General features: G+C 61.6%; 16 protein-coding genes. 4 read left to right on the top strand and 12 right to left on the bottom strand.

Annotated elements, in window-relative coordinates; all coding sequences use genetic code 11:
• Positions 1-24: 24 nt before the first annotated feature.
• The 7 genes from ESZ00_RS07625 to ESZ00_RS07600 form a co-directional block, all read right to left on the bottom strand.
• On the bottom strand, positions 25-408 hold the full coding sequence (locus ESZ00_RS07625; RefSeq protein WP_129207508.1) for an RNA-binding S4 domain-containing protein: 384 nt from the start codon (positions 406-408) through the stop codon (positions 25-27).
• Between the two features lie 12 nt (positions 409-420).
• Positions 421-2853: an exo-beta-N-acetylmuramidase NamZ domain-containing protein gene (locus tag ESZ00_RS20295; RefSeq protein ID WP_229741021.1), complete on the bottom strand. Its 2433-nt coding sequence runs from the start codon at positions 2851-2853 to the stop codon at positions 421-423.
• A 24-nt stretch (positions 2854-2877) separates the two neighbouring features.
• Entirely contained in the window at positions 2878-4374 is a 1497-nt protein-coding gene (locus tag ESZ00_RS20290; protein WP_229741020.1) for a sodium:solute symporter, read from the bottom strand.
• Positions 4375-6471 (bottom strand): glycoside hydrolase family 20 zincin-like fold domain-containing protein, encoded by a 2097-nt coding sequence (locus ESZ00_RS07615; RefSeq protein ID WP_129207507.1) that lies wholly within the window; start codon positions 6469-6471, stop codon positions 4375-4377.
• A 239-nt stretch (positions 6472-6710) separates the two neighbouring features.
• The gene (locus tag ESZ00_RS07610; RefSeq protein WP_129207506.1) at positions 6711-7439 is read right to left on the bottom strand and encodes a hypothetical protein; all 729 of its coding nucleotides are present in this window, start codon (positions 7437-7439) and stop codon (positions 6711-6713) included.
• A 179-nt stretch (positions 7440-7618) separates the two neighbouring features.
• Positions 7619-8956, bottom strand: a complete 1338-nt coding sequence (locus tag ESZ00_RS07605; RefSeq protein ID WP_129207505.1) for an MFS transporter — start codon at positions 8954-8956, stop codon at positions 7619-7621.
• A gap of 90 nt (positions 8957-9046) precedes the next feature.
• Positions 9047-10045, bottom strand: coding sequence for a peptidylprolyl isomerase (locus ESZ00_RS07600; protein ID WP_164981389.1), 999 nt, complete (start codon positions 10043-10045; stop codon positions 9047-9049).
• A gap of 271 nt (positions 10046-10316) precedes the next feature.
• Between ESZ00_RS07600 and ESZ00_RS07595 the strand changes: the two genes are divergently transcribed.
• Together ESZ00_RS07595 and ESZ00_RS07590 are read left to right on the top strand one after the other, a co-directional pair.
• Entirely contained in the window at positions 10317-12695 is a 2379-nt protein-coding gene (locus tag ESZ00_RS07595; protein WP_129207503.1) for an Orn/Lys/Arg family decarboxylase, read from the top strand.
• Positions 12696-12914: 219 nt separating this feature from the next.
• Positions 12915-13811: a hypothetical protein gene (locus ESZ00_RS07590; protein ID WP_129207502.1), complete on the top strand. Its 897-nt coding sequence runs from the start codon at positions 12915-12917 to the stop codon at positions 13809-13811.
• 54 nt (positions 13812-13865) lie between these two features.
• Here the strand turns inward: ESZ00_RS07590 and ESZ00_RS07585 are convergent, their stop codons facing one another.
• Positions 13866-14618 carry an SDR family oxidoreductase gene (locus ESZ00_RS07585; RefSeq protein ID WP_129207501.1) on the bottom strand — a complete coding sequence of 251 codons (753 nt, stop codon included), beginning with the start codon at positions 14616-14618 and terminating at the stop codon, positions 13866-13868.
• A gap of 195 nt (positions 14619-14813) precedes the next feature.
• Positions 14814-16310, bottom strand: a complete 1497-nt coding sequence (locus ESZ00_RS07580) for a TolC family protein (protein WP_129207500.1) — start codon at positions 16308-16310, stop codon at positions 14814-14816.
• 487 nt (positions 16311-16797) lie between these two features.
• On the opposite strand from ESZ00_RS07580, the gene ESZ00_RS07575 reads away from it, so the two are divergent.
• Entirely contained in the window at positions 16798-18060 is a 1263-nt protein-coding gene (locus ESZ00_RS07575) for a sensor histidine kinase (RefSeq protein WP_129207499.1), read from the top strand.
• A gap of 212 nt (positions 18061-18272) precedes the next feature.
• Here the strand turns inward: ESZ00_RS07575 and ESZ00_RS07570 are convergent, their stop codons facing one another.
• The 3 genes from ESZ00_RS07570 to ESZ00_RS07560 are packed head-to-tail and all read right to left on the bottom strand — an operon-like array spanning position 18273 to position 21383.
• On the bottom strand, positions 18273-19550 hold the full coding sequence (locus tag ESZ00_RS07570) for an alpha/beta fold hydrolase (protein ID WP_229741019.1): 1278 nt from the start codon (positions 19548-19550) through the stop codon (positions 18273-18275).
• Positions 19537-20730, bottom strand: coding sequence for an alanine racemase (alr, locus tag ESZ00_RS07565; RefSeq protein WP_129207498.1), 1194 nt, complete (start codon positions 20728-20730; stop codon positions 19537-19539). Before alr ends, ESZ00_RS07570 begins: the two co-directional genes overlap by 14 nt.
• Positions 20731-20741: 11 nt before the next feature.
• On the bottom strand, positions 20742-21383 hold the full coding sequence (locus ESZ00_RS07560) for a nuclear transport factor 2 family protein (RefSeq protein ID WP_129207497.1): 642 nt from the start codon (positions 21381-21383) through the stop codon (positions 20742-20744).
• Positions 21384-21653: 270 nt separating this feature from the next.
• On the opposite strand from ESZ00_RS07560, the gene dnaB reads away from it, so the two are divergent.
• Positions 21654-23048 (top strand): replicative DNA helicase, encoded by a 1395-nt coding sequence (dnaB, locus tag ESZ00_RS07555; protein WP_129207496.1) that lies wholly within the window; start codon positions 21654-21656, stop codon positions 23046-23048.
• Positions 23049-23173 lie beyond the last annotated feature (125 nt).

Raw genomic sequence — 23173 nt, 5'->3', positions numbered from 1 at the left:
GTGAAAGGCCTGGACGACCAGTTCTTATCCCCGTCCGCGAATGCGGTTCAACGTTCGTCGGTCGCGCTTGTCCGGACGCGCCGTGGGCAGCACTTCAAATTCCCGCATTGCCTTGCGCGCGTCGGCGACCTTTTGCCGCGCCGCCTTGCTCTCCTCGGTTTCGCGATACAGAGCCTGCGCCGCCGCTGCTGGCCCGCGCACCTCGCTCAGCGCCAGCACCTCTATCTCGAACTCGCCGCCCTCGGTCTTTACTCGCAGCGTGTTGCCCGCGTGTACATCGCGCGCTGCCTTTGCCGGCTGCCCGTTCAACTCGACGCGCCCCAGCTCGCAGGCCTTCGCCGCCAGCCCGCGCGTCTTAAAGAACCGCGCCGCCCACAGCCACTTGTCCATTCTTACTGCGTCTGCCATGGCTCTATTTTCTCAATACAGCAGATAAGCTTTCCGCTTCGCCTCAAATGCCTCGATCGCCGGACGCCAGTCTTCCGCAATATGCTGCGGATCTTTCCCCGCCTCCAGCGCCTCGAGCGTCGTCTGGCTGGCCAGCAGCGTCTGCAGTTTCTCCATATGTAACTGCTGCGGATACAGTTTCCGCACCGCCGCAACAATTTCAATGCCCATCTCTGGAGCATCCAGCACATTACGATCCGTGATCGTAATCGCCACGCCATGGCACAGCTCGCCTGCATAGGGATACGGCTTCTCCGGCGTAAAGCTTACGGGCAGAAACCGTACTCCAGGCAGAAAGCGCGCATTCAGCGCACTCGCCAATGCGACAGACCCAGGCCCGTCGATCCACGCCGCGCCTGCCTGCTCGAATGGCGTATCGGTCCCACGTCCGACAGAAAGATTCGTCGTCTCAATCAGTCCGATCCCCGGATAGAGCATCGCCGCCCGCTCGCTGCGCAGGTTTGGTGAAGGATTCGTCCACGCAAGCCCTGTATCGTCGAACCAGTCGCCGCGCTGCCATCCCTGCATGGCGATCACCGTCAGCGGAGCTTCCAGCTTCAGCTCGCCGTTCAGATATCGCGCCATCTCGCCCAGCGTCATCCCGTGCCGCGCCGGTACCGGAGCCACGTTCACATAGCTCTCCAATCCCGCATCTGACACCGGTCCCTGCACATACGCGCCATTCACCGGATCGGGCCTGTCCAGCACCACGATCTCCGTCTTTGTCTGCGCCGCGGCTTCAAGGAAATATCGCGTCACGGCTTCATAGGTGTAGAAGCGCACGCCCGCATCCTGCAGGTCGATCACCACCGCGTCCAGTTGGCGCAAGGTATCGAGCGAGGGGTGCCGATCATCCGGCTTCGCGCCATACAGGCTCACAACCGGCAACCCTGTGCCCGCGTCGGTAGTGTTCCCGATACCCTCTTTATCCAGCGCGCCCGCAATCCCGTGCTCCGGACTGAAGAGCGTCACCAGCTTCAGTCCTGGCACCGCCGCCGCCGCGTCTTTTGCCAACACGTCGATCGTTCGCCGTCCCTGCGCATCCAGGCCGGTTTGATTCGTCAGCAGTCCCAGCCGCAGCTTTCCGCCATGCGCCTCGGCCAGCTTTTTCAGCGTGGCAAAGTTCTCGGCTTCCAGCACATCGATGCCCGTCTTCACCGCGCCATTGCGATCCGGTCGTCGCCGCATTCCCGCCAGCGATTCGTCGTACCCCGTCAGCTTCGCCGCCAGCGCGCCACCGTCGTCGCGCACGCCTACGGCCTCAGCCGCTGCGTTGGCTAAGGCTGCGCGCACCGGCGTGATGCCTGTCGGCCCATTCGGATACACGGCGTTCGCCATCATCACCACGTAGGTGTCGCTTGCCGGGTCCATCCAGATCGAGGTGCCCGTGAACCCGGTGTGCCCGAACGATCCTACAGGGAACAGCTCACCGCGATTGCCCGAGAATACCGTGTCGATATCCCATCCGAGTCCGCGCATCGCTACTGCGGTTGCCGGCTGCTCGGGTGCGGTCATCTTCTCGAGCGTCAGCTGGTTGAGTGGAAAGCGGCTGGGCCGCCCGGCCAGCCGGTCCAGCAGGTTCTGCGCATAGATGGCGACATCCCCCGCCGTGCTGAACAGCCCCGCATGTCCGGCTACGCCGCCCATCCGCCGCGCCGTCGGATCATGCACCACACCGCGCAGCATCACGCCGTGCTCGTCGTATTGTGTTGGCGCAATCTCCGTGCGCCAATCCTCCGGAGGCAGATAGCGCGTATGCATCATGCCCAGCGGCGCTGCCACATACTTCGCCACATACTCGTCCTCTGTCATGCCGGAGAGTTTCTCGACCAGTGCGCCCAGCGTAATGAAGTTGATATCGCTGTAGCGGAACTGCACCCCCGGCGGCGTCATGGGGGCTGACGCAAATGCGAGCCGGAAGCCCTCGTCCTTGCCCTCCCACGTACTCTTCAAGTCGAGATCAGGAGCCAGCCCCGAGTAATGCGTCAGCAGATCGCGGATCGTGATGTCGCCCTTGCCGTTCGCCGCAAACTCCGGCAGATACTTGGCCACCGGATCGTTCAGCCGGAATTTTCCCTGTTCGTAGAGCTCCATCACGCTCGGAGCCGTCGCAATCACCTTCGTCAGCGATGCCACGTCGAAGATGGTGTCTTCGGTCATCGCTTCGGGATGATCGCCCAGCGCGCGGTGTCCGTAGGCTTTATGAAAGACCACGCGTCCATCGTGTCCGACAATCACCATCGCGCCGGGAAACTTCTTCTCCGCAATTGCCTGCTCGATGATGGAGTCGATTGCTGTAAACGAAGGCTGTGCCGCCTGTGCGGATGCCGGAGTCTCGGCAGAAACAGCATAGGGCGAGGAAACCAGCAGCGCGGCAGCAAGAGAAACAGCGGTCAGACGAGACATCGGCACCACGAACTCCTTCACATGTTACGAATTGGTCTTGCGTTCCTGCATCAGCAGGCTGGCCAGCCATCCGGTAGCGCAGGTTACCAGCGAGCCCGCGAGCACGAACCATGTCCAGGCAATCTTCGGAAAGATAAAATGCAGCGAGCCCTCATCTATAGCCACCGGATGAGACTGCTTCCACAGCAGAAAATTCACCGTAAAACCGCACAGCATGCCCACCATCGCGCCGCCTTCGTTGGCGCGCTTGCTCAATGTACCCAGCAGAAAGACTCCGAGCAGAGAGCCATAGGCCACAGACGCAATCGAAAGCCCAACCTCGACCACGTGGCCGCCGCCGCGCGAGAGCAGCGCCAGCACAAACAGCACGAATGCCCAGAACAGGGTCAGCCCGCGTGAAAGCCGCGTCTTGCCTGCGCCGTCTATGCTCGGTCGCCGTGGCAGAATCAGGTCCACCATGGTGCTCGAGCTCAACGAATTCACTGCTGCGCTCAGGTTGGACATCGCCGCAGCCAGAATCGCCGCCACCATCAGTCCCGCTACGCCGCGCGGCATCTCGTCCATCAGGAACTGCGGATAGAGCCGGTCCGGCGCCGTCGTGGCCGCGCGTCCATAGAAGAAATAAAGCCCTGTCCCGATCGCGAGGAACAACGCGAACTGCACCAGCACCATCACGCCGCTTGAGAGCAGTGCAATCCGCGACTCGCGCAGGTTCTTCGCAGCCAGCAGCCGCTGCACCATCAGTTGATCCGTGCCGTGGCTGGCCATGGTCAGGAAGCATCCGCCCAGCAGTCCCGCCCAGAAGGTGTAGGCCGTTGTCACGTTCCATGCAAAGTGAAAGATCGTGATCTTGCCCGCAGCCATCGCCGCCGCATGAATGTGCTGCCATCCGCCCGGCACCAGCCGTCCCAGCAGCACAAAGCTGGTCAGCGTGCCCACCGCGTATAGCGCCATCTGTGCCACGTCGGTCCAGATCACCGCCGCCAGTCCGCCCTCGAGCGTATAGATCAGCGTAAGCAGGCAGATGATCCCGATCGATAGCACATCGCGCGTGCCGATGGCGATGCCCACCACGATCGACACCGCGAAGACGCGCACGCCTTCTGCGGCTGCGCGCAGAAAGAGAAACAGAAATGCGGTGAGCCGGTGCAGCTGCGGGCCGAAGCGCTGCCCGATCACCTGATAGGCCGTCATCAGCTCGCCGCGAAAATACCGCGGCAGAAACAGCACGCAGATCACGATGCGTCCCAGCAGGTAGCCGAGCACGATCTGCAGAAAACCCCAGTCGCCGGTGTACGCGACGCCCGGCACGCTGATGATCGTCAGCGTGCTCGTCTCTGCCGCCACGATGGAGAGCGCAATCGCCCACCATGGAATCCGCCGGTCCGCAAGAAAATACGACTCGAGCGAGCGTCCCCCGCTCGTCTGCCCGTAGTTGCGAAAGCGCAGGCCGAAAACCGTGATCGTCGCCAGATACGCCGCAACGATCAGCAGGTCCAGCCCGCTCAGGTGATGGGCCACCTACCGATTCTCCGCAGGAATACCCAGCGACTCCGGCGCCGGCAGCGTGTGCTGTGCCGACCACTGTACATGTGCAGCATGGATGGCCGCGCTGCGCGTCACCCATAGCTGCGATGCCAGGTCATAACGCGTGAGCACATTCTGCAGCCAGTAAGGCCGGTTCTCCTTCAGCCACACATCGGAATAGCGCAGTCGCCCATAGTTGTAGCCGTCGCGCACGTCCTCGCACAGCCCGTTCGCGCCCGAGAGGGTGTAAAGCGTGCCGCCGATATGCTTCTTTTTCTCCGCGTCGTTTTGGCTCGCGTAAGCTTCGCGATACATCTTCGCGATCAGCTCAGCGGTCTCGAACTTCTGCCCGATGAAGTCCAGCCGCCGCGCGCCTGTGTCCAGCGCGTCCACCGCATCCGGCTCGCGCAGCGGCCCTGCCGCGCGTGCTTCGGCGATCAGCGTGATCGCCCGCTCCGCATGCAGCCGCATCTCGTGCACCAGGGGATTCAGCTTCGCGCCCATCGCCTGCCCTTCAGCAGACCACGGGTCCACCCAGTAGAGCCGGTCCGTCTGCCAGCCGAGCTCTGCTGCGTTCAACGATTGATAAATAGCAATGATCTCGCGCTGTGCCTGGTCGAGCTTGCCCGTCGCGTCGCCGTGAAAGACTTCGCCGTATGCCGAGCCGAAGGCCGCTGCATCGGTCGCTTCCGTCGGCTGCCACGCGGCGGCTGCGCCAAAGAGAATGCCGTACCAGTCGCCGTTGAAGAGGCCCTCGCCGTCGTCGTTCCACACCGTGTTCAGCATGCCCGTGCTGTGTGCCAGCTGCCCGTCATGCACAAAGCCCTGGATATTTCGCGTGGCGTAGTCGTTATCCGGATACACGCGATTCCAGTCGTTCACGCCCGGCGCCACCCACGTCTCCATGCCCGCGTCCGTGTAGGGCTTCAGCCAGTCCGCATAGCCCTTCGGGTTCGGGGAATACTCCCAGCCGATGGCGATCATGTCCTTCGGCAGCCGCTTTACCTCCGCCGGATCGTGCATGCCGATATCGCCCCAGAACATCAGCCGCCGGTTCAGCGGTGTAAGCTTCTGGTGGATCTGCAGCAGGAAGTCCACGTACACCGCGCCCAGCCCGCGCTTGTCGACCTCATCCCTCGTCTGCCCCTTGCCGAGGTCCGCTGTCTCATCCGCGCCGATATGCAGGAAGGGCGATGGAAACTCCTGCGCAATCTCGCCGAACATCTGTCCGATCAGGTCGAGCGATCCCGCCTGGTGCGGTGCCAGCACGTGGCCCATCGGCGTCTCCGCCAGCGGCGCATACTCTTCGTACTTCAGCACGTGGTGCAGATGCCCAAAGGCCTCCTGCTCCGGGATCACCATCACGTGATATTGCGCCGCATACGTCACCAGCGCCTTCACATCATCCTTTGACATGCTGCCGCCCGGGAGTCCCGGCACCGGGTCCGATGCATACTGCAGCGTGTTCTCGAAATATGGCGAGTACACGTTCATCTTGTACGCAGCCAGCGTGCGAATCTGCTTCTTTTGGAAGTCGAGTGTCGGAAACGGCCCGCGCGACAGATCATCCGAGACGCCGCGATATTTCATCGCCGGCCAGTCCCGGATTGTCGCTTCGGCGAGTGTCGCTGATGCGCCTGTGCCGGTCACCATTTGCTTCACGGTCTGGGCGCCGTAGAAGACGCCTTCGGCCGTATCCGCTACCACGGCGAGCCCGTGGTCCTCGGGGACAATCGCGTAACCCTCGTCGTGCATGGCTGTGTCCAGCTTCACGCCTGCGGATGCCAGCACCTTCTCGCCGCGCTTCGAATCTGCGCGCAGCAGCTCGATCTTTACCGACGAGTGCCCATGTTCCGCATGTACGCCCAACTCGTCGAACCACGCCGCCAGGTCCTGAGCCGCAAACCGGTCCTCGGGCCCATCGTCGCTCGTGATCGTCACACCCTGTGCCAGGGCTGCTACCGTGCCGGCCTTGTACTCCCGCGGCATCGGGATCAGTTTCGCTGCTGCCTGCGCGAAAGCCGCAGCCGGAGCCAGCAGCAGAGTCCCTAGGCAAAAAACCTTCGCAACCGAGCATGAACGTAGCTTCATCGTTCTCAAGTCCTGCATCCTGTGTGCGTTCCTCCACTGCCTGTGCGCTCGCATCTCTCCAGCGTCGTACGAGCGAATCGATTGTCCTGCGTGTTCCATCCTTTCTACACCACGCGGCGGCTGGGTGCCCCACATCTCGGTTCCGAGGCGTGGGAGGGAACAGAACTCTGCATCCGCAAACAGGACAGGCGCAGAGAGCATGCCGCTCTCTGCGCCTGTCTTCCACCGGAACACCTCGCTTACTGCTGTTGCACGCTCGTCGCCTTGTCGTTCTGGAAGGTGACCGTCCACTTCTTCCCGCCGACATCGTAGTGCACTGTGCGGTCGCCTATGGTTGAGGCATCCGACTGCTGGATCATGCCCAGCGACATTGCCGTCTGCAGTTCGTTCATGCCCGGCTTGGCAATATGTTGATCCACGGCCTGCCAGACTTCCGCACCCCAGAAGCTGTACATCTTGTGAGGATCGTCATAGTAAAAAATGTCGTCGCAATAGTACTTTTCATCCGATCCCTGCACATAGCCGATCGCCGTGGCGTACGTCTTCTCGTCATTTGGCATGGTGAAGACGACAAATACCTGCTTGTTGCCCTGCGGTATTCGCGTGGCCAGGTTTGCCGGAGTCTTCTGCTCCACGACCTCTTTCACCGCCAGCGGTGTTACGCCGGGCAGCACGCCCGCGGGATGCGCGAAGTCCACGTGGTGCGTGGCATATGGATAGTAGTCCAGCGTGAAACCGGCTTGTACCCACACGGTTGTGCCCGCCAGCGCCTTCGCGTCGGCCAGTGTGTTCATGTACATCTTTCGCGGTTGCACCACATCGTCTGCGGTGAGCCTGCGTTCTGCGCGAGGCGGACCCTGCATGGTGGATGGCGCATTGCGTTCACGCCACAGGAAATAGAATCGTGTTCCCACGATGCCCACGACAAAGATCGTGATGATGAGGATTGGTTTCAGTGCTTTCCACATAAAGAACCTCTACAAGATAAAAATAACGGAACCGGGTCTCCCATCCATGCTCCGGCAGAGTGAGCCATGGACTCAAATCGCGACCAGAGGGAGCGGAGGCCGAAGGCAAAAAGCCGCGCGGTTAGCGCCGCGACCAGAGGGAGCAGAGGCCGAAGGCGGATCGCCCTGCGCGCAGCAGCTCAGAGCTGCCGCACTTCCTTCGATGCTTCTTCGGTCTCTACCTGCAGCAGTGCCTGGGCCGTCAGCTGATCCACGCGCCGCAGCGGAGGAAACAGCGCAGCCCATAGCCCGGTCACCATCATCGAGCCGATGCCGCCGAAGATGACCGCCCGCACCGCACCCCACCACTGTGCCGTAAGGCCGCTCTCGAACTCGCCCAGTTCATTGGATGCGCCGAGGAACAGCGCATTCACCGCGCTCACCCGCCCGCGCATCTCCGGCGGCGTGCCCAGCTGCAGCATCGATGAGCGGATCACGACCGACACCATATCCGACGCGCCCACCACGAAGAGCGCCGCCATCGAGAGCGGCAGGCTCTTCGAGACGCCGAACAGCACTGTCGCCGCGCCGAAAATTCCTACACATGTGAACATCAGCGTACCCGCTTTGCGGTGAATCGGCCGGAAGGTCAGCGAGATCGACACCAGCATCGCGCCCAGCGCCGGAGCGCCACGCAGCAGTCCCAGACCGCGTGGTCCCGCATGCAAAATATCCTGCGCAAAGATCGGCATCAGGGATACAGCGCCGCCCAGCAGCACGGCGAACAGGTCCAGCGAGATCGAGCCCAGCAGAATGGGCGTGCGCCGCACATAGTGAAAGCCCGCAAGGATCGTCGCCATCGAGGTAGCCCGATGCTCCATCCGTCCCGGGCGCACGGAGAGCGAGCCCACCAGCACCAGAAAACAACAGAGCGTAGTGAGTGTGAAGAGAAAGACAAGCGGTGCTCCGGCCAGTCGTGCCACGATTCCATGCGTGAGCGGCAGCGTGAACAGCACGCCGCCCAGCGCCGGGCCCGAGATGTTCGCGATCTGGAAGACCGTCGCGCCCCACGTCACTGCGTTCACGAAGTGCTCTTTCGGCACCAGGTGCGGCAGCAGCGCCGAGCTGGCCGGTCCGCTGAACGAGCGTCCCGTTCCGACCAGGAAAAGCACGACATAGATCGGCAGTATGCTTCGCATGCCATGCAGTGCGAAGAGGAACAGCGTCAGTGTGCAGAAGATCTGCAGCCCGTAGCAGACAAGGATCACGGCGCGCCGGTCGAAGCGGTCCGCCACATGGCCGGAGGGGAGGATGAACAACAATCCCGGCAGAAACAGAGCCAGTCCCGTATAGCCCAGGTCGATGGCCTTATGCGTGATCTGGTAGACCTGCCAGGCCACGGCCAGTGACTGCGCCTCGGCCCCGATAATCACCAGCAGCCGTGCTATCTGATAGAGCCGGAAATCCCGCGAGAGGAATGCAGCCGCGGCCCTGCCTGGATCTGAGTCTGGGTGGGGGTCTGGGGAGTGGTCGGGCATGCTCCTCGCTTCGTATGCAGAAAGGGACGGCCGCGCGGCAGGTGTGCCGCTGCCAAGCCTCATTCTACGCAATTGTCGGGTGCGGCGGCTTTATTGCAGCAGCCGTTCCGCATAGTAATTCCGCACATGGGCCTGGTTGCGCAGGATGTCCAGATATGCGGCCTTCAGCAGGTCTCCGCGCTGCGTCCGCAGTGTTTCCCGGATGTACTGTTGCACCCGTGGATCTTCAAAGCTGTAATCGCCGGCCGGCATGCGCGAGAGCAGCTTGTAGATCGCATAGGTTGTCCCATCCGGACTCGCCAGCACATCGGTTGTCTGTCCGGGCAGTAGTTTTTCCACGCTCTCTTCCAGCGATGCGTCGGTGTGCAACTGTGATGCCGACACTGTAATGTCTGCGTCCGCCGCGATGGCTGCTGTCTTTACCCGGGCCAGGCTGCTGGCCAGCGAGGCAAAGTTCTCGCCCTCCTGCAGCCGCAGATGCACCAGCTGGATCGTCCGCAGTGCCTCGGCGCGGCTTGCCGCCGCATCCTGCTGCTGTCCTCCTGCGGAGACCGGCAGCGCCTGCACCACGATCCGCGACAGGTGGTAGCGCGTTTCCGGGAAATGAAATTCGTCCTGGTGGCCGGTGTAATAGGTCGAGAGGTCGGCGTCGGTGATGTTCACCCGCGAGAACACATCTTTATTCAGCAGCCGGTCGATGGTCAGCTCGCGCCGCACCTGTGTCCGCATATCCTGCATCGTCAGGTGAGCCGCCGCCAGCTGTTGCTCGAACTCCTCCTGCGTGTAGCCGGATTTCATGTCGGTCAGCTTCTCGTCCGCGTCTTCGTCGGTCGCCTCCAGATGGTCCTTGCGCGCCCGCTGTTCGAGGACCTCTTCCATGATCACCTCGTTCAGCACATCCATCCGCCGCTGGTCACCGCTCTCGTTGCCGAAGGCCTGCGGATGCAGCCGGTCGTACTCGTCTACGCGCGCCGCGGTGATGATCGTGCCGTTCACATCCGCCATCGCGCCGTCCGGAGCGGACCGTCGGCAGCCGGAAACAGGCAGAAGCGTGCCGCACAGCGCCAGGCCGGCCAGTACCACCGTCATCCATGGAGCACTCCCGGCGCGTTGCAAGGTCACGCTTTCACTGACGCAGGCCGGGACACGAGGAGAGCAGCACATCTCTGTATTTGAGTGTAATGAATCGGCTTACCGGACGCCTCTCGGCGGCTGGGCTGCCGCGCCTTTTTACGCCCCGTAAAATAAGCCTCCCCGCTCACCGATTCTTCATCGGTTTTCTGTAATATTTGAGACTGGATTTCGCCCCGGTTGGGGTGATTTTCGGTCAATTCGACCGTGGGAGTAAGAAGGGTTGGGAATGAATCAAGGCCGCTGGGTACTGCTCATCGCCAGTGAGGTTGGCAACACCGATTCGGTCGCCGACCGCGCGATGGAGCGACTGGTCTCGGCTATCAATGAAGAAGGTTATCGCGTTGTCCGTACCGTTACGCCGGATGACGGTCTGTCGCTCGTCAAGTCCGATCCCTCGCACAGCGCCATTCTGCTCGACTGGGATTTAGAGGACGACAACCAGTTCGACGAGCGCGCCGCGCTGCGCATCATCCGCGAAGTCCGCTATCGCAACAAGAAGCTGCCGATCTTCCTCATCGCCGACCGCACGCTGGTCAGCGAGCTGCCGCTCGAAGTGGTCAAGCAGGTGCACGAGTACATCCACCTCTTCGGCGATACCCCGGCCTTCATCGCCAACCGCGTCGACTTTGCCGTTGAGCGTTACCACGAGCAGCTCCTGCCGCCGTACTTCCGCGAGCTGGTCAAGTACACCGACCAGGGAGCCTACTCCTGGGATGCCCCCGGCCACATGGGCGGCGTCGCCTTCCTCAAGCACCCCGTCGGCATGGCCTTCCACCAGTTCTTCGGTGAGAACCTTATGCGCTCCGACCTCGGCATCTCCACCGCCGAGCTCGGCTCCTGGCTCGATCACGTCGGTCCGCCGGCTGAGTCCGAGCGCAATGCCGCCCGCATCTTCGGCGCCGACTGGACCTTCTATGTCCTCGGCGGCTCCTCGACCTCGAACCAGATCGTCGGCCACGGCGTCATCGGCCAGGACGAGATGGTCATCGCCGACCTGAACTGCCACAAGTCCATCTGCCACTCGCTGACCGTCACCGGCGCTCGCCCGGTCTACTTCAAGCCCACGCGCAACGGCTATGGCATGATCGGCCTGGTCCCGCTCGAGCGCTTCAAGCCCGAGCAGATTCGCGCGCTCATCGACAAGAGCCCCTTTGCTGCTGGCGCCGTCTCGCGCGATCCGAGCTATGCCGTCGTCACCAACTCGACTTACGACGGCTTCTGCTACAACGTCGATGCGGTGGTCGAAGAGCTCTCGAAGTCCGTGCCCCGCGTCCACTTCGACGAGGCCTGGTACGCCTACGCCAAGTTCCACTCGCTCTATAAGGGCCGCTTCGCCATGGACGTGCCAGATGAAATGCCCGACCGGCCGCTCATCTTCGCCACCCAGTCCACGCACAAGATGCTGGCCGCCTTCTCCATGGCGTCCATGATCCACGTCAAGCTCAGCCCACGCGCGCCGCTCGAGTTCGATCAGTTCAACGAGTCGTTCATGATGCACGGAACGACCTCGCCCTTCTACCCGATGATCGCCTCCATCGACGTGGCCACGGCCATGATGGACGAGCCGGCCGGCTCGACCCTGATGGAAGAGACCATCCAGGACGCTATCACCTTCCGCAAGGCCATGGCTTCCGTCGCCCACCGCCTCAAGTCCGAGGAAGGCGACTGGTGGTTCTTCGGTATGTTCCAGCCCGACTACGTCACCGACAAGGAGACGGGCGAGATCTTCCGCTTCGAGGACGCGCCGGACGATCTGCTGGGCGACAACGCCGACTGCTGGACCCTCAAGCCGGGTGAAGACTGGCATGGCTTCACCGACGATGCCGTCCAGGACGACTACGTCCTGCTCGATCCGACGAAGGTCACCATCCTGCTGCCCGGTATCAGCCCGCAGGGCGTCATGCAGGATTGGGGCATCCCGGCCGCCATCCTCACCGCCTTCCTCGACGCTCGCCGCGTCGAAATCGCCCGTACCGGTGACTACACCATCCTCACGTTGTTCTCGGTCGGCACCTCCAAGGGCAAGTGGGGCAGCCTGCTCGAAACGCTCTTCGAGTTCAAGCGTCTCTACGACCAGGAAGCCATGCTCAACGAGGCTCTGCCCGCGCTGACGGCCAAGTATCCGGACCGCTACGGCAGCATGACCCTCAAGCAGCTCTCTGACGACATGCACAACGCTATGCGTGAGCTGAACCTGCCCGGGCTGCTGCATGCCGCCTGCGACACCGAGCCGAACCCGGTGCTTACCCCGGCGCAGACCTACCAGAAACTCATCCGCAACGGTACCGAGCGCGTCAAGGTGGCCGAGATGGCCGGCCGCATCCCAGCCGTCATGCTCGTCCCCTACCCGCCGGGAATCCCGATCCGCATGCCCGGCGAGCGGCTGGGCGGCATCGACAGCCCGACCATCCAGCTCCTCATGGCTCTCGAAGACTTCGGCCGCCGTTTCCCCGGCTTCGAGCGCGAGGTGCACGGTATCGAGGTCGACGCTCAGGGCCAGTACTGGACCCGCGGCGTCATCGAGACCCCGCATCTGAACGGCAACGGCAAGGCCAAGCCTCGCACCCGTCCAGCCACCCGCGCCACCAAGAAGACCAACAACTAAGCCGCTTCCGGCTCCTTGTTCCAGCAAAAATCCCAGCCGCAAGGCTGGGATTTTGTTTGCGCACCATGCTCTCAATGAAAGAAATAGAACTGTCATCCCGAGCGAGCGAAGCGAGTCGAGGGACCTGCGGTTTCTATGCGGTGTCGCGAAAGTTCATGGATAGCGACATCGGCCATAAAGTTGAGGTGCGGCATAAACGGCGCCTGGGAGGGTATTTCGATGAATACAATGCTTATTTACACAGGAATAAAGCGTTTGGCCCTCGGCGAACAAGAAGAAATATTTTTGGCCGATGGGTTGAAGCTTGTTAAACCCAACCCGCTTCTTCTCTCTGGGAGAATGCGCTATGCCCAGAGTGAACGTGAATATGACGAAGCGGAAGAAGCGAGTCATTACCTCGTTTATAGCTATGAGGATTTTCCGGTCGTTCGTGGAAGAGAGGAACCAAAGGACCATAATGCAATGTTCTATGGGAGTCTAATGGCCCTCCAGATAGTGAAGCCTGTATGTACATTGGGATTCGTCTATAGGGGTACGCATTACGGCGAAGATTCGATGCACACAGCTATCGAGCACATGCCTCCGATGCATGTAGGAGAATGGGCAAGCCGCAAGACTTTCGATAGAGCCTGTTTGTCGGAAGCAATAGCCTTCATCCCTCGCGTACAAGCAGCACTCACAGGAGCCAGCGTTCCTGAAAAGAATGCAATTACTGCTCTGCAACTGGGCTTAGAAACCTATGCGTACCACCAGTACATTGCAGGACTACTCTGGGTGATAGGAATGGAAGCGATCTTCGACAGTGAGAGCAAGAACGATTTTAGTGACAAGCTCTGCAAGCTTCTCGGAGCAGATACGCGAGTATTTCCCGATTGGAACAATGTCCCGAATCCACCTCACTGGACGGTCAAAGGTATCGCCTTAGACCTATATATGTTCAGGAGCAAACTCGCTCATGGTGTCGATCTGCGGCAAGCAGCGCAGGATAAAAAGACGCCTGTAGATTTGCTCAAGATGGTACAGCTCCATGGATATTCTCAGGAAAGATCCCATGCAAGGGTTCTATGTGAGGCGGCTTGCTATCTACTCTGTCGCGTCATTCAACTTTCGATTTGAGCCCATGCCGGGTGCCCACGTCCCGCTCTTGAGACGTGGGACTCTTCTCAGCCTTTACACAGCCACAAACCCGCCATCGACAAACAGCTCCACGCCGGCGACGAAGCTGCTGTCGTCCGAGGCGAGAAACACCACGGCCTTGGCCAGCTCATCCGGCTCGCCTATACGGCCGAGCGGTACGCCGGCGGCCAGCCCGGCCTTCAGCTGCTTCTCCTGCTCGGAGTCGTTGCCCACCAGCCCGGCAATCGCCGGTGTATCGATCGGCCCCGGGCTGACCACGTTGACGCGGATCTTGCGCCCCTTCAGCTCGTTGGTCCAGGTGCGGGCAAACGAACGCACCGCCGCCTTGGTCGCGTTGTAGACACCGAAGTTCTCGAAGCCCTTCACCGAAACGATCGAGCCGTTCAGCACGACGGTCGCGCCATCGGGCAGCAGCGGCAAGGCCTTCTGCACCGTGAACACCAGGCCCTTCACGTTGATGCCGAAGGTCTTGTCGAAGTGCTCCTCGGTGTAGCTGCCGAGCGGCACGAACTCGCCTCCGCCCGCGTTGGCGAAGACCACGTCGAGCCGGCCCTTCTCCTGCCTGATCTGCTCAAACAGTCGGTCCAGGTCGCCGAGCTTCGATACGTCACCCTGCACCGCGGTTACGTTCGAGCCGATCTCCTTCGCCGCCGCGTCCAGCGACTCCTGGCGGCGGCCCGTGATGTAGACATAAGCGCCCTCGGACACAAATCGCTTCGCTGTCGCCAGCCCAATGCCACTGTTTCCGCCAGTAACGAGTGCAATCTTGCCACTAAGCTTTCCCATAACCTGCCTCTTTCGATTCAACGCTTCGATGCATGTCGAATAATTCGACGTATATCGAATTGATGTGGCAATGTGCGAACAGATTCAGATATTTGGGAAGCTTTCTCAAAAAGGAAGAGACGCCGGAACCGGCGCCTCTTCCTTGTAGCGTTACTCGAGACAAAGGGAAAAACAACTACACCCTATCCCCTAAATCTACTTCCCTCCCTGCGGAGGCACAGCCGAGTTCCCAGGAATGTAGTTCCGGTATTGTGTGTCGATGATGCCCAGGTTGCGCGCCAGTCCCAGCTTGGCCTGGTTGAACTGGTAGACCGAGTTCACATACTGCGTCTGCGCCTGCGCCAGCGTCGACTGTGCCTGCACCACCGGCAGGTTGTCGTCGACTCCGGCCTGGAAGCGGTCCGTCGTTTGTTCGAGCGCCGTCGTCGCCAGGTCCACGTTGCTGCGTGCCACCTTCACCAGCTCGGAGGCCGTTTTCAGGTCCAGCAGGCTGTCCCGCAGCTGCTGATCGATCTTCGTTTCCAGGTCGTGGAACTGCGACTGTAGCTCTTCTTCCTGGGCCACAGCCACGTCGCGATCGCCGCGAAAGGTCGCTTCGTTGAAGATCGGGATCGACAGCGTGCCCATGGCGGTGAACGTGCCGTGGTAGACCTCGCCGGTTACGCCGGTCACGCCGTAGTTGCCGCTAAAAGTCAGGCTCGGAAGGCGTTCATGCTTTACCGCCTGCCGCTCCAGGTGCGCGGTCAGCATCTGCGCCCGCATGCTCTGGAAGTCCTGGCGGCTGGCATAGGCCTTCTGGCGTGCCTCTTCGATGGTCATCGTCGCCAGGTCCGAGTACGGCGTCGCGTCCGTCAACTCGATCTTCTGCGCCGGATCGAGACCGATCTCGCGGTTTAGCGCGACCTTGGCCTTCTCAAAGGCATTCTGTTCTGCGATCACCGTCTGCTGCTGGGTCTGGTATTGCACCCGCGCCCGCAGCTCGTCGAGATTCGCCGCCGTTCCCGCCTTGTGTTCTTCCTGCGCCTGGTAGAGCAGGGTTTCGTCGGTCTTCAGCAGCGCCTGCGCGTAGTCCACCTGCGCCGAGGCCTGAAGGGCCTGCAGATAGGCCGTGCCTACGTTCAGCACCACCAGTCCGCGCGAGGACTGCGTGTTGTAATAGGCTGCCTTTTCGTTGGCCTTGGCTGCCTTCCACACATCCCAGCCTTCCCAGGTGAAGAGCGCCTGAGAGACATTCAGCTGCCCCACCGTCGAGTCGACCGTGGCGACAAGCGGGAAGCTGGCGGCTTCCGAGGCCGGTAGTCCGAATGGCGTCAGAAAACTGGCGATGAGCGCCGTATTGAAGCCTTCGGCTTCCAGATTGAGCTGGTGGGTTCCACGTTCCGCGTGCGCCGAGATGTTCGGCAGCAGCGCGTTGACCAGCTGTTGCCGCTGTGCCGTGGCCGATTTCTGATTTTCCCGCGCCAGCGTCAGTGCCAGGTTGTTGGCAATGCCCAGCTGGATCGCCTCGTCCAGCGACAGTTTCTTCGCGTCGGGCGAGAGCGCCACGGCTTGTACGCTGCCCACGTAGGCGTTCTGCGCCGAATCGTTCGGATTTGCCTGCCCAAGCGCGGCGGGGCCGGCGCTCATCAGCGCAGCCAGCGCAACAGCCAGCCCGGCCGGATGCGGGCGGCCGGAAAAACGCAAAGCCTTCATGCGGTTACGGAGTCCCTTTCGTCGGTCACCTTTACTTAGATTTTCACGGGGCCGCGGGGATGCCAAATAATTCCCGGCAAATTGTAGGGCGAAAAAGCCTTCGACCCGGGAAAATCTGCCGGGAAAGCTTCTGGACTCCTACGATTTCGCCGTCTCTGGCGAGCGTTCCCGCGCCCGTTCCTTCGTAGTTACCAGTGCCGGAAGCAACAATACGGGGAAGTGCTACATCGTATTTCCACAGAACACCTGTCAGGGCGTTTGGCAGGGAATCGGGCAGTCCGCGGCCAGGGTCCGGTCCGCATCAGCCAAAAAGGGAGGCATTCGGCTACCTGCCAACACATCGACATCCGGAACCTGTTTCCCCCATGCTCGCGTCCGGAGCCGGCTTTCCGATAGATACAGGAAATGCATCTGGCTTTATCTGGGGTCTGGCTTTGATCTGGAGTCTTTTGGAACCGATTTGGGAGGTAGAGAGGTACACGAGGTCATGCTGAGCGCAATTTCCATCCCGTGCGTGGTATTTTTCACCATGGATTCCACCGCAGTCCACGGACTGCGCCAGTCCATGAGACGCATTGGCCTTACGGCCCGGATCGAATCCTTCGATGAGCGGGAGGAACTGCTCGCCCGCCTCAGATCGCATGACACCGATTTCCTCCTGATTGCCGAGGACGCCATGGCGCGGCTCGATATCTTTACTCTTCAGGAATTTCTCGGCCATCTTTCCGCCGCTGCACCGCTCAGCTCACTTGTTCTGGTTGAGCGCGAGCCGGATTCCATGGACGCCGCTCTGTCCGCTGCGCATCGTGCCGTTCTGCAGGGGTTGCAGCGCTCCGATTCCCGCCGCCTGCCCGAATATCTGGAACGGGCCTTCAAGCTGCGGCGCGATCAGAAGATGCGCGCCAGCGTGCAGGGAGAGATCGATCGCACCGCCGAGATTCTGCGCGCCAACCAGAAGCTTATCGCCCTCGGCCGCCTGACCGCGTCCATCGTGCACGAGATCAATAATCCGCTTGAGTCCATCACCAACCTGCTCTACCTCCTCGAGGTCGATCCGTCCTCCGAACATCGCCAGGAATATCTGGAGCTGGCTCAGAGCGAACTCAGCCGCGTCGTCCAGATCAGCCGCCAGACGCTGAATTTCTCCCGTGAGAGCGCCGGCCCGGTTCCCGTGCACCCATCCGAGCTCATCGAAGAGGTGCTCACCCTTTATGGCCGCAAGATCGCGGACAAGCAGCTGCAGGTCGAGCGCGAGTTCGAAACCGCCGAAACGGTGAAGGTCCTCCCCGGCGAAATGCGCCAGGTCTTCTCGAATCTCATCGCCAACTCCATTGAAGCCACCGCGCCCGGAGGCCGTCTGCGCCTGCGCCTGCGCTCAGCCCGCAACTGGGCCGATCAGGGGGTTCAGGGGTTGCGCATCAGCGTTGCGGACACCGGCTCGGGTATGCCGGCGGAGGTCCGCAGCCGCATCGGAGAGCCATTCTTCACGACGAAGGGCGCGCAGGGTACCGGGCTGGGGCTCTGGGTTTCGCGATCCATCCTGCATCGCTACGGCGGCGGACTGCAGCTCCGCTCTTCTGTCTCGGGCGCACATCACGGTACGGTCTTCAGTGTCTTTCTGCCGACGAACATGCGCCCCCAGGCGGTTGTTGCTTCCCGGGCGGCATCGGTTGCATCTACGCCGCAGCAGACGCTGCTCTCGCTCTCAGACTTCGATCCCACCGTTTCGCGTGCCGTGAATAAAGGCTAGGGCGTACCCACCTATAGAGGCACAGGAAACAAAGAATTTATCACTGCATTGTCATCCCGACCGCAGCGAGCCAAAGGTGAGCGAAGTGGAGGGACCTGCGGTTTGCGCCTGTCCGGGTAGAAACCCGCAGGTTTCTCCACTCCGCAGGACTACAAAACAGTCCTGCTCCGGTCGGGATGACAATTTGTGTAATGGCTCTTGGGGATACGGCTCTAGGGCGTTGCATGCCTTGCCATTTCGCGACCAGAGGGAGCGGAGGCCGAAGGCGGAATCGCCCTGCGCGCAGCAGCGCGGAAGGCGCGGTACACAAAAGAGCCGAGGAACCAGCCGTCAAGATAGGCATAGGGCTTTTCGCCGGTCGTGTAGTGGCCGCAGGGCAGCACCTTCGACTCGTAATTGATCCCCAGCCGTGAGAAGTGTTTCAGCGTCTCGAGCGAGTATGCCTCGATGAAGGTCAGGTCATACTTCGCGTGCACCACTAGCACCTGCTTATCGGTGAGTGTCGCAAACCGCTCCATGTAGGAGAACGGGCTGACCGAGGCCCACGCCGTGCGCAGCCCTTCCTGTGTCAGTCCTGCTTCTTCTAGACCCTGGCGGATATGCCGCGTGCTCTGCCCGGTCCACACCACGTCGCCGAATGCGGTGGACGCATGGTTGAAGGCATTCACCTGCAGCCGCGCGTCGTGCGCGCTGGCGATAAACGCATAGCAGGAGCCGAGGCTCGTGCCCAGCACACCGAACTGCTCGTAACCTTGCTCTTCGAGCCAGTCCATGCAGCAGCGGATATCGACCACCGCCTGCCGGCAGGCTGCGATCGTGCGGCCGAGATTGGCGCTCACCGCGTAGTCTGAGCGCTCCAGCTCTGCCGGGCGGCGGATGTCGTGATACGGCTTGCTGAGCCGCAGCGCCGAGATACCGAAGCGGTTGAAGAGCGAGCACAGCACGTTGTGGCTGAAGGCGTCGGCATTCCACTGCGGCATCACGATGATGGCCTGTTTCGGCTTGCCTGCCATCTTCTCCGCCGGAGCCGGATACCACCGTGCATTGACGAGATCGTTCTCCGGATACTTCGTGCGCACCGGCGAGGTGAAGCGCAGGAACTGCGCCTTCTCGATCTCGCCCGTCTCTGCTTTGCGTTTCCACTCTGCGTCGTTAGCCAGCGTCTTCGGCCGCACGTTGGTGGGGAAGAGCTGCGGATAGCGCTCCTCGAGCACGTAGTCGGTCGGCTTCTCGTAGCCGAAGAACGCATCGCTGCGCGCCACGATCTCCGCGTTTAGCGCGGCCATCGCGTCTTCCGCCTCGAAGCGGCTCAGGCTTTCCGGATCACGGCCGCCGAAGAGCTTCTCTCGCAGTCCATGCGCGTCGATGAAGTCCTCAACCCAGTCGAAGCCCCACTCCAGCGGACGCACGATGCGGTTGGAGTCCTCGTTCGTCAGCCGCGTTTCCCAGCAGTACATCCAGTCGGCATACCAGCCCTTATGCGTCGCCATTCTCGTCCTCGGCAATTCTTCGCGGCACGCGCGGCCCGATGGCGCACAGCACCTCGTAGGGGATGGTTCCCTCTATGGCGGCCAGCTCATCTGCCGTAATGCGTGCCCAGCTTCGCTCAGCGCGCTGTTCGCCGAGGATCACGGCCTCGTCGCCCAGCTTCACGCCGTCGATGTCCGTCACATCCACAATGGTCAGGTCCATCGACACGCGGCCCGCAATCGGCGCCCGCTGCCCGCGAATCAGCACTGCGCCGCGATTGGAGAGCAGCCGGTTCAGCCCATCCGCATAACCGACAGGCAGAAGCGCCAGCCGTGTCGGCTTCTCCGCATGAAAGGTTGCGTTGTAGCCCGCCGTTTCACCTGGCTCGATGGTGCGCAGCGAAATCACCCGCGTCTTCCATGCAAGCACCGGCTGAAGCTCGGTGTTTTCCGCGGCCGCGCCTTCGCCGGAGAAGCGTGGCGCGTAGCCGTAGAGCGAAAGGCCGGGCCGCACCATCGCCGCTGCTCCATGCTTGTTTCCGAGCGCTGCTATGGCGCGGGTCATCGCCGGTGTCAGTGCTGTTGCCGAGTTTCCCGCGTGCACGATCGAAGGCGTTACGCCTGCTGCAGCCAGCCTCGCCAGCGCCTGATCGAAGTTTTCCAGTTGGCGCGCAGTGGCAGGATCATCCAGCACCTCGGGCGAGTGGAAGTGCGTCATCACTCCCTCTACGTGTATGTGCGGAGTCCGTGCCAGTGCAGCCGCAAACGCTTCTATCCGGTCGAGACGCACACCCTGCCGCGACATCCCGCTGTCGATTTCGACGTGCACGGCAAAGGACGCAATCCCGCGCTGCGCCGCGGCCTCTTTGATCTCTGCCAGATGCGCTGTCTCCCACACCACCGGCGTGAGCCCGTGTTCGATCGCGGCCTCAGCCTCGCCCTGCCAGATGCCGCTCATCAGCAGTACGCGGGCATCGGGACAGGCCTGGCGCACGGCGATGCCTTCATCAAGACAGGTGACGCCCAGCCATCGCGCACCGCTCTCCACCAGCGCGGGCGCGCACAGCGCGGCGTTATGGCCGTAGGCATTGGCCTTTACCACGGCCATCAGCTCCACACCGGGCGCGGCTGCGCGCAGCAAGGCATAATTGCGCCGCAGGCGGGGAAGCGAGATCTCCGCCCATGTCGGGCGCAGCGACATCGTTCGACCGCCTATGGCTGCGGAGCCGCAGTGTTTGTAGTCGTGGTGGTCGAGCTGGCAGGCGTGGCCGTCGTATTGCTCGATACATTCGAGTCCTGCGTCGACTCCGCGCCTTTATGGAAGAACGGCACGTGGAAGGGAAGTTCGGCATTGCTCTTCTTCTCTGCCTTGGGCTTCGTCTTGTCGTCGGCCTTTTCCACCACTTCCGTCTGCTGCGCGTGGATGCAGACCCAGCCGCCGTGCGCGCGCTGGTAGACATGCGTGAAGATGCCGCGCTCTTCGTGGATCGAGTTGCCCACCTTCCACTTGTGGATGTAGGTGCCGTCGACGATAGTCACATCTTCGACAGTACGGATGTTGACGACCTTGTGCTCCAGGCTTACCGGCTGCGGACCGGTCTTGGCATAGAGATCCGCGATCTGCTGGTTGCGCGTGGTGATGTCGCCGCTGGCCGAGATCTCGAGATAGGTCGGCGCCATCAGGTTCTCGAGCGTATATTGATCGCGCTTCATCAGCGCGGTGCTCCACTGATCTTCAAGACCCTGGAACTGCTTTACTTCTGGTGTCGCTGCCGCGTCGCTTGCCTGCTGGGCAAAGGAGGCGCTGCTTACCAGCGACAGTGTCGCCGTTGCTGCTAGGAGAATCCGTTTCATACGCTGCAAAAATGCTCTCTTTCGATGATATAGGTTTGCCGCCGCCGGCGTCCGCCTGTCTGGGTTTTAGACGGATGATTTCCTAAATTTCCACAGGCCTTGCACAGGAAAGTCTCAGCCTTTCCCTCAGGGCTGCACTAAAAGTAGTTCGCAATTTGTACTTGCATTGGCCGCGAAATGTGCATACCCCCATGAACCGACTCCTCATGCACACTTCTCCACTCCTGTCTCGACCTTGTCATCTCCCCACCACGCGCCTAGCCTATACAGATGGCGACTCCGGCAGACATTTCGTTCGAGCGTGGACTGCCGGCCTCCATCGATGCCGAGCGGTCGATTCTCGGCGCCATCCTGCTCGACAACCAGGCCTATAACGAAGCTGCCGAGAAGATCCGGGCCGAGGACTTTGCCCTCGATTCGCACCAGCGCATCTTTTCGCGCATGGCCGAGCTCATTGACGCCGGCCGCGCCCTCGATATCGTTACCCTCTCCGAAGAGCTTGCCCGCCGCAAGGAAATCGAATCCGTCGGCGGTGTCGCTTATCTCGCCTCGCTCACCGAAGGCCTGCCGCGCCGGCTCTCGATTGAAGAGTACGTCCGGATTGTTAAAGACAAGTCGCTGCTGCGCCAGCTCATTCGGATCTCTTCCGATGCCATCACGCGCGCTGCCGACCAGAGCGAGGAAGCCCTCGAGATCATTAATGCGGCCGAGTCCGCGATGCTCGAGGTCACGGAAAAGGGCATTTCGCGCGGCTTTGCCGGCATTCCCGAGATCGTTCGCGACTCGTTCGGCTCGATCGACAATCTTTATAAGGAAGGCCGCGAGGTTACCGGCCTGGCCACGCACTTCGAAGAATTCGACCGCATGACCAGCGGCCTGCAGAAGTCCGAGCTCATCATCATCGCGGCGCGTCCTTCGATGGGCAAGACCGCATGGGCCATCAACATCGCGCAGAACGCAGCGGTGCGCGGCAACAGCACGGTGGCCGTCTTCTCGCTCGAAATGAGCAAGGAGTCGCTGCTGCGTCGTATGCTCGCCTCCGAGTCGCTCGTCGATTCGCAGAAGATTCAGAAGGGCTTCCTTGGCCGTGACGACCAGGAAAAGCTGGCCGCGGGTCTCGAGCGCCTGGTGGAAGCGCCCATCTTTATCGACGACACGCCGGGCATCTCGCTCACCGAAATGCGCGCCAAGGCGCGCCGTCTGCGCCAGTCGCGCGGCGGCCTCGATCTCATCGTCATTGATTATTTGCAGCTGATGACCGCCAGCACCGGCCCCGGCAAGCGCCAGGAGAACCGCACCCAGGAGGTCTCGGCGATTTCGCGCGGCCTGAAAGCTCTTGCGAAGGAGCTGGAAGTGCCGGTGATTGCGCTCTCGCAGCTCTCCCGCGCCTCCGAACAGCGTGGCGGCGACAAGAAGCCCATGCTCTCCGATCTGCGTGAATCGGGTTCGATCGAGCAGGACGCCGACGTCGTGGCCTTTATCCATCGCGAGGCGTATTACAACCGCGACGAGAACGGCAATCCCGATCCCGACACCGAGGGCAAGGCCGAGATCATCATCGCCAAGCAGCGTAACGGCCCGACAGGTTCCGTGCACCTGGCCTATCTTTCCAAGTGCACAAGGTTCGAAAATCTCGCCTTCGGAGGCGATGGCTATGCGCAATAAAAATTATCCGCGTTTTCGGCAAAGATTTCGCGTGGAGTCACATCGAACCGTCTGTCATGCGCATCGAAAACTTTGCCAGCAAGTTCTTAGGGGCGATTGCAGAATCGCCTGTACCTGGGGCGCGT

It is taken from the genome of Silvibacterium dinghuense (genome assembly GCF_004123295.1).
In the GTDB taxonomy this organism is placed as follows: Bacteria; Acidobacteriota; Terriglobia; order Terriglobales; family Acidobacteriaceae; genus Silvibacterium; species Silvibacterium dinghuense.
The sequence above is the reverse complement of the archived record's forward strand: the minus strand, read 5'-3'. Positions and strand labels throughout refer to the sequence as shown.

Bases quoted from the DNA above. Each gene is read 5' to 3' on its own strand.
- ESZ00_RS07625 (WP_129207508.1), bottom strand. From the start codon at position 408: ATGGCAGACGCAGTAAGAATGGACAAGTGGCTGTGGGCGGCGCGGTTC.
- ESZ00_RS20295 (WP_229741021.1), bottom strand. From the start codon at position 2,853: ATGTCTCGTCTGACCGCTGTTTCTCTTGCTGCCGCGCTGCTGGTTTCC.
- ESZ00_RS07615 (WP_129207507.1), bottom strand. From the start codon at position 6,471: ATGAAGCTACGTTCATGCTCGGTTGCGAAGGTTTTTTGCCTAGGGACT.
- ESZ00_RS07610 (WP_129207506.1), bottom strand. From the start codon at position 7,439: ATGTGGAAAGCACTGAAACCAATCCTCATCATCACGATCTTTGTCGTG.
- ESZ00_RS07605 (WP_129207505.1), bottom strand. From the start codon at position 8,956: ATGCCCGACCACTCCCCAGACCCCCACCCAGACTCAGATCCAGGCAGG.
- ESZ00_RS07600 (WP_164981389.1), bottom strand. From the start codon at position 10,045: ATGACGGTGGTACTGGCCGGCCTGGCGCTGTGCGGCACGCTTCTGCCT.
- ESZ00_RS07595 (WP_129207503.1), top strand. From the start codon at position 10,317: ATGAATCAAGGCCGCTGGGTACTGCTCATCGCCAGTGAGGTTGGCAAC.
- ESZ00_RS07590 (WP_129207502.1), top strand. From the start codon at position 12,915: ATGAATACAATGCTTATTTACACAGGAATAAAGCGTTTGGCCCTCGGC.
- ESZ00_RS07585 (WP_129207501.1), bottom strand. From the start codon at position 14,618: ATGGGAAAGCTTAGTGGCAAGATTGCACTCGTTACTGGCGGAAACAGT.
- ESZ00_RS07580 (WP_129207500.1), bottom strand. From the start codon at position 16,310: ATGAAGGCTTTGCGTTTTTCCGGCCGCCCGCATCCGGCCGGGCTGGCT.
- ESZ00_RS07575 (WP_129207499.1), top strand. From the start codon at position 16,798: ATGCTGAGCGCAATTTCCATCCCGTGCGTGGTATTTTTCACCATGGAT.
- ESZ00_RS07570 (WP_229741019.1), bottom strand. From the start codon at position 19,550: ATGGCGACGCATAAGGGCTGGTATGCCGACTGGATGTACTGCTGGGAA.
- alr (WP_129207498.1), bottom strand. From the start codon at position 20,730: ATGTCGCTGCGCCCGACATGGGCGGAGATCTCGCTTCCCCGCCTGCGG.
- ESZ00_RS07560 (WP_129207497.1), bottom strand. From the start codon at position 21,383: ATGAAACGGATTCTCCTAGCAGCAACGGCGACACTGTCGCTGGTAAGC.
- dnaB (WP_129207496.1), top strand. From the start codon at position 21,654: ATGGCGACTCCGGCAGACATTTCGTTCGAGCGTGGACTGCCGGCCTCC.